The sequence below is a fragment of the Acidithiobacillus sp. genome (genome assembly GCF_027322205.1).
Lineage (GTDB): Bacteria > Pseudomonadota > Gammaproteobacteria > Acidithiobacillales > Acidithiobacillaceae > Acidithiobacillus.
In genome coordinates this window covers 2,438-11,774 of the sequence record NZ_DAHVHY010000061.1, presented here as the reverse complement: position 1 = coordinate 11,774, position 9,337 = coordinate 2,438, and the positions used below count along the sequence as shown (strand labels likewise).

8 protein-coding genes are annotated in these 9,337 nt (G+C 56.3%); 1 reads left to right on the top strand and 7 read right to left on the bottom strand.

Going from position 1 to position 9,337, the window contains the following annotated elements; translation table 11 throughout:
• Nucleotides 1-161 precede the first annotated feature (161 nt).
• From proB to kdpF, 7 genes are all read right to left on the bottom strand, one after another.
• Nucleotides 162-1,160, bottom strand: coding sequence for a glutamate 5-kinase (gene proB, locus M7F93_RS09235; RefSeq protein ID WP_298172355.1), 999 nt, complete (start codon nucleotides 1,158-1,160; stop codon nucleotides 162-164).
• 191 nt (nucleotides 1,161-1,351) lie between these two features.
• Nucleotides 1,352-1,597, bottom strand: coding sequence for a hypothetical protein (locus M7F93_RS09230; RefSeq protein WP_298172352.1), 246 nt, complete (start codon nucleotides 1,595-1,597; stop codon nucleotides 1,352-1,354).
• Between the two features lie 10 nt (nucleotides 1,598-1,607).
• On the bottom strand, nucleotides 1,608-1,841 hold the full coding sequence (locus tag M7F93_RS09225) for a hypothetical protein (protein ID WP_298172349.1): 234 nt from the start codon (nucleotides 1,839-1,841) through the stop codon (nucleotides 1,608-1,610).
• 241 nt (nucleotides 1,842-2,082) lie between these two features.
• Nucleotides 2,083-2,703, bottom strand: coding sequence for a potassium-transporting ATPase subunit KdpC (gene kdpC, locus M7F93_RS09220; RefSeq protein ID WP_298172346.1), 621 nt, complete (start codon nucleotides 2,701-2,703; stop codon nucleotides 2,083-2,085).
• Between the two features lie 12 nt (nucleotides 2,704-2,715).
• Complete coding sequence (kdpB, locus tag M7F93_RS09215) at nucleotides 2,716-4,785, bottom strand: potassium-transporting ATPase subunit KdpB (RefSeq protein ID WP_298172344.1); 2,070 nt, start codon at nucleotides 4,783-4,785, stop codon at nucleotides 2,716-2,718.
• Nucleotides 4,786-4,798: 13 nt separating this feature from the next.
• A complete protein-coding gene (gene kdpA, locus M7F93_RS09210) occupies nucleotides 4,799-6,550 on the bottom strand; it encodes a potassium-transporting ATPase subunit KdpA (protein WP_298172342.1) in 1,752 nt (583 codons plus the stop codon).
• Nucleotides 6,547-6,639 (bottom strand): K(+)-transporting ATPase subunit F, encoded by a 93-nt coding sequence (kdpF, locus tag M7F93_RS09205; RefSeq protein WP_298172337.1) that lies wholly within the window; start codon nucleotides 6,637-6,639, stop codon nucleotides 6,547-6,549. The genes kdpA and kdpF overlap by 4 nt, the downstream gene beginning before the upstream one ends.
• Nucleotides 6,640-7,002: 363 nt before the next feature.
• Here kdpF and M7F93_RS09200 point away from each other — a divergent pair.
• A partial coding sequence (locus M7F93_RS09200) for a histidine kinase dimerization/phospho-acceptor domain-containing protein (RefSeq protein ID WP_298172334.1) occupies nucleotides 7,003-9,337 on the top strand: 2,335 nt, incomplete at its 3' end.

Genomic DNA, 9,337 nt, shown 5'->3' with positions numbered 1-9,337 from the left:
TGGATAACACCGCGACAGCAAGGATTGTTAAGCTCCGCTTGCTGCCGGTGCGGGGGGCTTTTTTCATGGTGAAGCTGTTCATCATGTTTCTCCAATTTCGTAAAAGAGGCCTGTACACCAGGTATGACTGGTGCGATTGCGTAGCCAATGAATGTGCAAATTTATTGACCGTTGAGTATTGGTATTGCGGTAAAAGGCAGCGTCTCCGAATAAAAAGCCACCACCTCATTTTTTACCCGGAGCATGGGATGGATCACCCACTGCTGGCCGTTGTTGATCTGAAGACGTGTCCAGGCATCCCTGCGCAATTTCCGGTCGAATTTTCTGGAACGCAGAAACGTCCCCAAAAGCTCTCCCTTGCGCAAGCGCAGGAGCACATCCGGGATTCGTCCATCGGCAATGAGCGTAGCCGCACCAGAACGCGCCGCATGGGTGGCGGCGTGTATTTTGGTGAGCATGCCACCAGTACCCACAGTGCCACCGCTTCCACCCGCCATACGCTCATGTCGTGGGTCACCCGCCATGCCTTCCGTGATCATTTCGGCATCAGGCCGCGCGCGCGGGTCGACTGTAAATAGCCCCGATTGATCCGTCAGCAATACCATCAGGTCGGCATGCCAGACGTTGCTGACCAGAGCGGCCAGATGGTCGTTGTTGCCCAGGGCGTTATCCGGATCGGCGATCGCATCATTCTCATTGATAATGGGCAGCATCTGCATTTTCAGGAGTATTTCGATGGTGGATCGGGTCTTCTTGAGGCGCTTCCGATCCCTGAAGTTGTCGCGCGTCAGCAGCACCTGCCCGCAATGCGTCCCCTCCTCGGCCAGGAGATTCTCGTAGGCATGAATCAGGGCGGATTGCCCCACGCTGGCCGCCGCCTGACGTTCTTCGGCGGTGGTCGTCTTCTGTGCCCAGCCCAGGCGACATTTTCCGGCGCTGACAGAACCGGAGGAAATCAATACGACTTCAATGCCTTCGGCGCGAAGTTGCAGTATTTGCTGCACAAAGTTCCGCATGGCCGACAAATCCAATCGCTGGCCGTCTTGAGTCAGCAGACTGCTCCCGATCTTGATAACCCAGCGACGTGCGCGCTTCTGTAGTGCTGAACGGCTGGGTACTACGGAATGTATAGCCGTTTTACCGACAGTATTCATGGTCATTATAAAGACTCCATTGGTTTAAAAACCCGTTTGGTTATGTCCTCAACAGAGATTGTAGATGGTCATCATCTATAAATTCCATATAAATGGCATATAATTTTTATATATTTTTGCCCGGAGAGCAACGAGGAAACTGCACATACGATAACGTGATAATACGAGCCAAGAGTTAGTATACCGCCAAGTTTCCGCTATTCCATTTTGCCCGCAATGTTTTCTTTCTGAGCATAAAGCAGATACCATTTGCGCAACGCCAGCAGGCACCAGATAAACTCGACCACGCCAAAAGGCCAGGTACCGGCCAGGAATCCATAAACAGACGTTCCGAGGCACGATACGGAAAATGCCAGAGTCCACCAAAGGGAGCGCGTCTCCAGGGCATAAAAAATCATCATCAATGTGACAGCAATCACGCCGAAAAGCGTTAATGGTGACATGGAGAGTTCCTTAGTGGGGGTTCGGCACTGAGGGCTGATCGGGATTGATGGACTGCGGCGGTTTCCCCTCGCGCGCCATCGCCCAACCACGCTCAAATGCATAAGCCAGCACGCCAGACATATGTTCGGGAAAATAGGCTTCACAGGCGTCCTCAACCTCATCTGCGGTAGCATCCGGGTGTTGCAGCGCCCAATGGTAGCCCGCCCACTCGGCCGCGAGGATACTTTCTTTCAAAGTCTCCATGTGTTTTTGTACCTCCTTAGATACCCTGCCGTTAGTAGAGGAGGGAAACCCCCTCCGCCAACGGTAGGGTTTTGTGGTGTCGCGTACCCCTGGGCGCCGGGTGAGCCTGCCGGGCGGATCGCTCCGCCCTGAAACGCGCTGATTTTGCGGCGAAGGAATGCCACTTTCTGCGCCTCGCAGCGATATATGCCAAGCACGACCGTGAGCAGGGTAACCAAAGCCGCGCACGCCCAGAAAGCCATCATGACTGCGGTCCTTTCGTGGGGGATACTGTTGCTCCATGCGCGGCGGCGTATCGGTCATGCAGCGCGAGGTCCAGCTTCACCACATTGACCACCGGTTCACCGATGAATCCCAGCAGGGGTTCTGTCGTATTTTGCTGAACCAGGTGGCGCAATGTCACGATATCAATACCACCAGCCTGCGCAATGCGCGGGATCTGATAGAGGGCCGCAGCAATACTGATGTCGGGATCCAGACCACTCGCGGAAGAGGTCACGAGGTCCACCGGAACCGGGCCTTTCTCAGCGGGGTCCGCGGCTTTAAGGGCCTTGATCCGCGCCGCCACATGTTGTGCCAGAACGGGGTTGTTCGGACCCAGATTGGAGGCACTGGACCCCGCCCCATTGTATGGTACCGGTGAAGTCGCCGAAGGACGGCTCCAGAAGTACTGCGGTTCACGGAAATACTGGCCGATGAGGCTAGAACCCACGATCCGCCCATGCTGGCGAATGAGAGAGCCGTTGGCCTGATGGGGAAACACGATCTGGCCGATACCCGTCATCGCCAGGGGATAGATCAGGCCAGTCATCACGGCCAGAACCAGGAACAGCAACAGCGCGGTTTTGATGTCTTTGATCATGGTGTCATCCTCCTACAGTACAACCAGCAGCATGTCGATCAGTTTGATAAAGATAAATGGTGCGATAATGCCACCCAATCCGTAGATCCACACATTGCGGCGAAGAATATGTTGCGCCGAGTCCGCACGAAACTTGATGCCTTTAAGGGCCAGAGGAATCAAAAAGGGGATGATGAGGGCGTTAAAAATGACCGCGGCCATAATGGCATGGGTAGGCGAGCTCAAATCCATGATGTTCAGCGCACTCAATTGGGGGTAAGTCGACACGAACGCCGCCGGGATGATGGCGAAGTATTTGGCCACATCGTTCGCCACACTGAAGGTGGTGAGGGCGCCACGGGTCATCAGCAGTTGCTTGCCGATCTGGACGATCTCCAGTAGTTTGGTGGGATTGGAGTCCATGTCCACCATGTTGGAGGCCTCCCGCGCCGCCTGGGTACCACTGGCCATACAGAGACCAACGTCCGCTTGAGCCAGGGCTGGCGAGTCGTTGGTGCCGTCCCCGGTCATCGCGACCATGTAACCTTCATTCTGGTATTCCCGGATGCGCGCGAGCTTGGTTTCCGGTTTGGCTTCCGCGAGATAGTCATCAACCCCCGCTTCTGCGGCGATAGCGGCGGCGGTCAAGGGATTGTCGCCGGTCACCATGACGGTACGGATACCCATCGCCCGCAATTCGGCAAAGCGGGATTTGATGTCGGCTTTGACGATATCTCGTAACTCAATGGCGCCTAGTACTGTTGCGCCAGAGCTGACCACCAGAGGTGTCGCACCATCGCCCGCAATTTTTTGCACTACGCCGTCCAGATCCATAGGCCAGGTGCCCCCCAGTGTCTGGACCCATAGCTTCATGGCGTCGGGAGATCCCTTACGCAATTGCTGCCCATTCCAGTCCACCCCACTCATGCGGGTTTCGGCAGTGAAAGGGATCAATTGGGCTTCAGGTGGCAAGGTTTCCCGGCTTTGCGGGTAATGTTTCTCCGCAAGCATCACGATACTTTTGCCTTCAGGCGTCTCATCGGCCAAAGAGGCGCGGCGGGCCGCCTGCGCGAGGGTTTCCTGAGTGACGGCTAAAACGGGGTAAAACGCCGCTGCGGACCGGTTGCCATAGGTAATAGTGCCGGTTTTATCGAGAAGCAGTATATCCACATCGCCAGCCGCCTCGATGGCGCGCCCGGAAGTCGCTACCACATTAGATTGCAACAACCGTACGATGCCGGCGATGCCGATGGCGGGTAATAAGGCCCCGATGGTGGTGGGAATCAGGCAGACCAGCAAGGCTACCAGCACCGTCAGGCTGATCACTGACCCGGAGTGGCTGGCGTAATGCACGCTATACCAGGAAAATGGAAAAAGGGTAACGGTGACCACCAGAAAAACCAGCGTCAACACCACCAGCAGGATGCTCAGGGCGATTTCGTTAGGGGTTTTGCGCCGTGCCGCCCCCTCCACCATGGCAATCATTTTGTCGAGGAAGGTATGTCCTGCCTCCTGCGTCACCCGGATGATGAGCCAGTCCGAGATCACCCGGGTACCGCCGGTGACCGCGCTACGATCACCGCCGCTTTCACGGATGACGGGCGCGCTCTCGCCCGTGATGGCGCTTTCATCGACGGCCGCGACCCCCGCCACCGCCTCACCGTCCGTGGGGACGAGGTCTCCCGCTTCTATCAGGACGAAATCGCCGCTGCGCAGGCTGGCGCCGGGAACCTCCTTATAGGACGCATCACGCACCGGTTTCGACAGCTTTTTGGCCGTGACTTCCTGCCGGCTCTGCCGCAGGCTGTTGGCCTGAGCCTCGCCCTGACGCTCGGCCAGCGCTTCCGCAAAATTGGCAAAAATCAGTGTGAGCCAGAGCCACAGGTCGATCACGCCGGTAAAGAGTGCCTCGCCGTTACGCACGACTAGATCGTGAAAGAAGAGGGCCAGCAGGAGCCAGGAGCCGACGTAGACGACAAACATCACCGGATTGCGCAACTGGCGACGGGGAGAGAGCATACCGAAGCTGTCCCACAGGGCGCCCCGGCCCTGATCTTTCCAGTTGATCGGAGATGCCGCATGTTTGTGATAGGTAGATTCCATGAATATGATTCCTCTAATGAGTCAGGGTGCTGATGGGCGCCAGTTGCTCTGCAATCGGACCCAGCGCCAGAGCCGGAAAGAAGTTGAGCGCGCCGACCAGAAGAATGACGCCGACCGTCAGACCAATGAAAATAGGCGTGTAAGTCGTCAATGTCCCCGATCCTGCGGGAATTTTCTTTTTCTCGACCAGGGCACCCGCCAGTGCCAGCAACGGCAGATAGGTCCAGTACCGGCCCAGCAACATGCACATGCCGGTGAGCAGATTGTAGAACCGGGTGTTGCTGCTCAGACCGCCGAATGCGCTGCCGTTGTTGTTGGCCGGACTCGTCACGGCATAGAGCATTTCGCTGAAACCGTGCGCCCCGGGATTGAATACGCCAGCCCGCCCCGCCACCGTGGTGACGGCGATGGCCGTACCAATCAACACCAACAACGGCATGACCAGAATGGATAATGAGGTCATTTTTATTTCAAAGGACTCGATCTTCTTGCCGAGAAATTCCGGTGTGCGCCCCACCATGAGACCACCGAGAAAAACCGCAAAGATCATGAAGGCGAGGAAAGTAGCGAGTCCTGAACCAACGCCGCCAAACACGACCTCACCCAACTGCATCATGAAAAGGTTTACCCCCCCGGACAACGGCATGAGGGAATCGTAGGCGCCGTTAGCGGCCCCCGTAGAAGTCGCGGTAGCCAACGTTGCAAACAGCGCGGTCGCGCCGGCACCAATACGGTCTTCCACCCCCTCCATATTGCCACCACCGGCAAGACTCGCGGTGTTGGCTTGGGAGATCCCCAACTGGGTAAGCACGGGGTTCCCGGCCAGTTCATAGTGCTGACTGACGAGAGTCAGGGGGATAAAGAGCAGCAGCATGGAAATCATGATGGCCCATGCCGTGCGCCTGGCCTTGGCCATATGCCCAAACATGAACACGAGTGCAGAAGGGATGAGAATCATCGCCAGGGTTTCTAGAAAGTTGGTAAGGGCGGTAGGATTTTCGAAAGGGTGGGCATCGTTCATATTGAAGAAACCGCCCCCGTTGTTGCCGAGCATCATGATCGCCTCTTGCGAGGCCACTGGTCCCACATGCATTATTTGATGAAGAATGGTCTTACCGCCGGATATAAAGGGTGCAATAAGATCTGCCCGCACCTCACCGGTAAGGGTTTGGACCACGCCCTGTTCCATAAGAATCAACGCAAAGAGCGCGGAGAGGGGGAGCAGCACGTATAAAACGGTGCGCGTCATGTCGACCCAGAAATTTCCGAGATCCTTGGTTTTATGACGGGCGATAGCGCGAATGATGGGCAGGACGATGGTGATACCCGTCGCCGCCGAGAGGAAATTCTGCACGGTCAGCCCCAGCATCTGCGAGAGATAACTCATGGTCGAGCCGCCGGAGTAGTCCTGCCAGTTGGTATTGGTGATAAAGCTCGCTGCGGTATTAAATGCGGAGCCACCCTGGACGCCAACGAAGTGTAAAGGATTCAGGGGCAGCGCGCCTTGCGCCAACAACAAGGCATAGAGAAAAACGCCACCGATCAGGTTGAATATCAATAGCGCGACGGCATAACGTTTCCAGCCCATTTCCTGGTCTGCCGAGACGCCGGTGATGCGGTACAGTCCCCGCTCCACGGGACCCATCAGGCGCGTCGCCCAAAATCGATCGCCGGCATAGACGTGGTGCATATAGCGTCCCAGGGGCAAGGCCAGCAGAATGGTCAACAACAGAACCGCGGCTGTCAGTATGGTGGTTGATATCATAGGAACCGCTCCGGCTTGATCAGAAATACCAGAAGATAAATGAAGAGCATCGCACCCAATCCGAGACCTATCCATGCAAAGGCGTTCATTTTATGCTCCTCAGACGATCCAACAGCTCAACAACCCCTAGGGATGCCAAGAAAAAACCGATCATAATAAATAAGTACACAAATTCCATGCCAACCTCCTTCGTGAGCACGGGCCAAGATCCCGCACGCAATCATAATATGCTCGCAGGAAAGCCTAGCAAGATTGCATCTATAAATTCCATATAAAACGTCTATAAATTCTATATAAATGATATATTTTTGAGTAAATCCTGCTCATTGCAGATAACGCTGGCGTTAACCCGCTTGGTAATGGCCGGGCTTTGGCCTATGCTCAAACGCAGGCAGACGCGGCAACGAGGGAGCGCGTTATGGACGGTGGTATCCGGTACTTGGTAATAGCAGATGTCCACTGAGGACCGCAAAGACGGACGACCTGACCCGGATGCCCTGTTGGCACAGGTGCAGCAGGAGGAACAGGCGCGTCAGCGTGGACGCCTCAAGATTTTTTTTGGTGCCGCCCCAGGCGTTGGGAAGACCTACGCCATGCTGCGCTACGGACAGCAGGAGATGGCCAAGGGGGTGGACGTTTTGGTGGGCATCGTCGAAACCCATCAGCGCAGTGAAACCCAAGCCTTGGCCGATGCCCTGCCGACATTACCGCGGACGCATATTCCTTACAAACACGTTGTGCTTGAAGAGTTTGACCTGGATGCGGCCCTTGCCCGCCGCCCGGGCTTGCTCCTGCTGGACGAACTTGCCCACAGCAACGCCCCCGGCTCTCGCCACAAGAAGCGTTGGCAGGATATGGATGAGTTGCTGGACGCAGGTCTTTCCGTGGCGACCACCGTGAATGTTCAACACCTGGAGAGCGTACATGAAGTCGTCCAACAGATTACCGGGATACAGGTTCAGGAGACCATACCGGATCATCTCATCCAGCAGGCCGATGAACTGATCCTGGTTGATATCAGTGACGAGGATCTCCTGCAGCGACTCAAGGAGGGCAAGGTTTACCTGGGCGAACGCGGTCAGCGCGCGATGACGCATTTTTTTCGTAAAGGCAACCTTATCGCCCTGAGGCAACTGGCATTGCGGTTGGTAGCAGACCGGGTCGATCTGGAGTTGCGACAGTTCCATCAACAGAATCCGGAAGAGGAACGGCGTAGTGGTAGCCGGGATCGTTTGCTGGTAGCCGTGAGTGGTCGTCCGGAAGATGAGCATCTGGTGCGCGCGGCTTATCACCTGGCGACCGCCCAACGGGCTGACTGGCTGGTGATTCATGTGGACACCCCACGTGGCTTGTTGCAGAAACCTCAGACCCAGGCATGGATATGGAATCACCTGCACCTTGCAGAGAGTCTGGGGGCAGAAACCACCCGTCTGACCGGAGTAAACATCGGCGCAGAGATTATGGCCTATGCACGATTACGCGACGTCACCCAGGTTGTACTGGGACAAACGCAGGGTTTGCGCAAATTCCTCTGGTGGTGGCCAGGCTCTCTCACGGCGCATCTGCTGAACAGCGAGCGTAGCATTGATGTGGTGATTCATCCGTTACCGGTAAAAAAAACCATCCCCGAAGATCGACGCCTGCGAAATCAACAATACCTCGGTATTATGAATACCCCCCTGCGGCGGCGTGCGCGGAATCGTGCCTTTGTGATCAGCGGGGTATTAGGACTTGCTTTAAGCGGCATAGCCTGGTCCCTGGGCGCTTACCTGGGTTTTGCCGGAATCTTTATGCTCTACATGCTAGGCGCAGTGGGTGCTGCACTGATGTATGGCCGCTGGCCCTCCCTCATCACGTTCATTACCGCCATGGTCAGTTACTACTCGTTTGGATTGGATCGGGGTTTACCGACAACCCTCGGCTCACTCGCCTACTTTGCGCTGATCCTCTCTTTGATTCTACTCATCAGTCAACTGGTGGCGCGTTCGCGCGAACAGGAACTCATGGCCCGCATCCGCGAGCGACGGGCACGCAACCTCTATCAACTGGTTCAGGCGCTCAGCAGCGCCCGGGGTGTCGAGGGGATTCTGAACGCCAGCATTGAGAAACTGCACCAGACCCTGGGTATTGCGGTCGCGTTCTGGCTGCCACCGGCGGACAACACCAGCGGTCCTTTGCAGATCTTTCCAGCAGCATCCACCACCGAACTGGAAGCTCCGCAACGTAACCTGCGGGCTGCCGCCCGGTGGAGCTTTCTGAACAAAAAGAATGCCGGGATGAGTACTGACACGCTGGCGGAACTCCCGGCGCTGTTTATGCCCATGCTGTCCGGCGAGCGTGTCCTGGGGGTCATGATGCTATCCGATCTCGACCTCCGTCAGGCCCCTGCGGACTGGTTGCGCTTTCTCGAAACGGTGGCGCGACTCATCGCGGTAGCCCTGGATTCGGCGCTGGCTTCCCTCCAGCGTACTGAAGCCGATGTCCGTTTACGGGTCGAGCAATTACAAAACGCTCTTTTGGGTGCCGTCTCTCATGACCTCCGAACGCCTTTGGCTGGCGTACTGGGCACAGCGACGACACTTCAGCGCAATGCGCAGGGCTTGACTGCCGATGAGCATGATCTCCTGGAGAATATCCGCGAGCAAACTGAAAAAATGGAACACACCGTGGACCGCATTCTGCATATGGCCGCATTGCAGTCCGGGCGACTCAACATCAAAAAAGAATGGGTTCCCCTCGAAGACTTGCTGGTTATCGCGCGCAACCAGGTTAAAGCCGTATGCACTG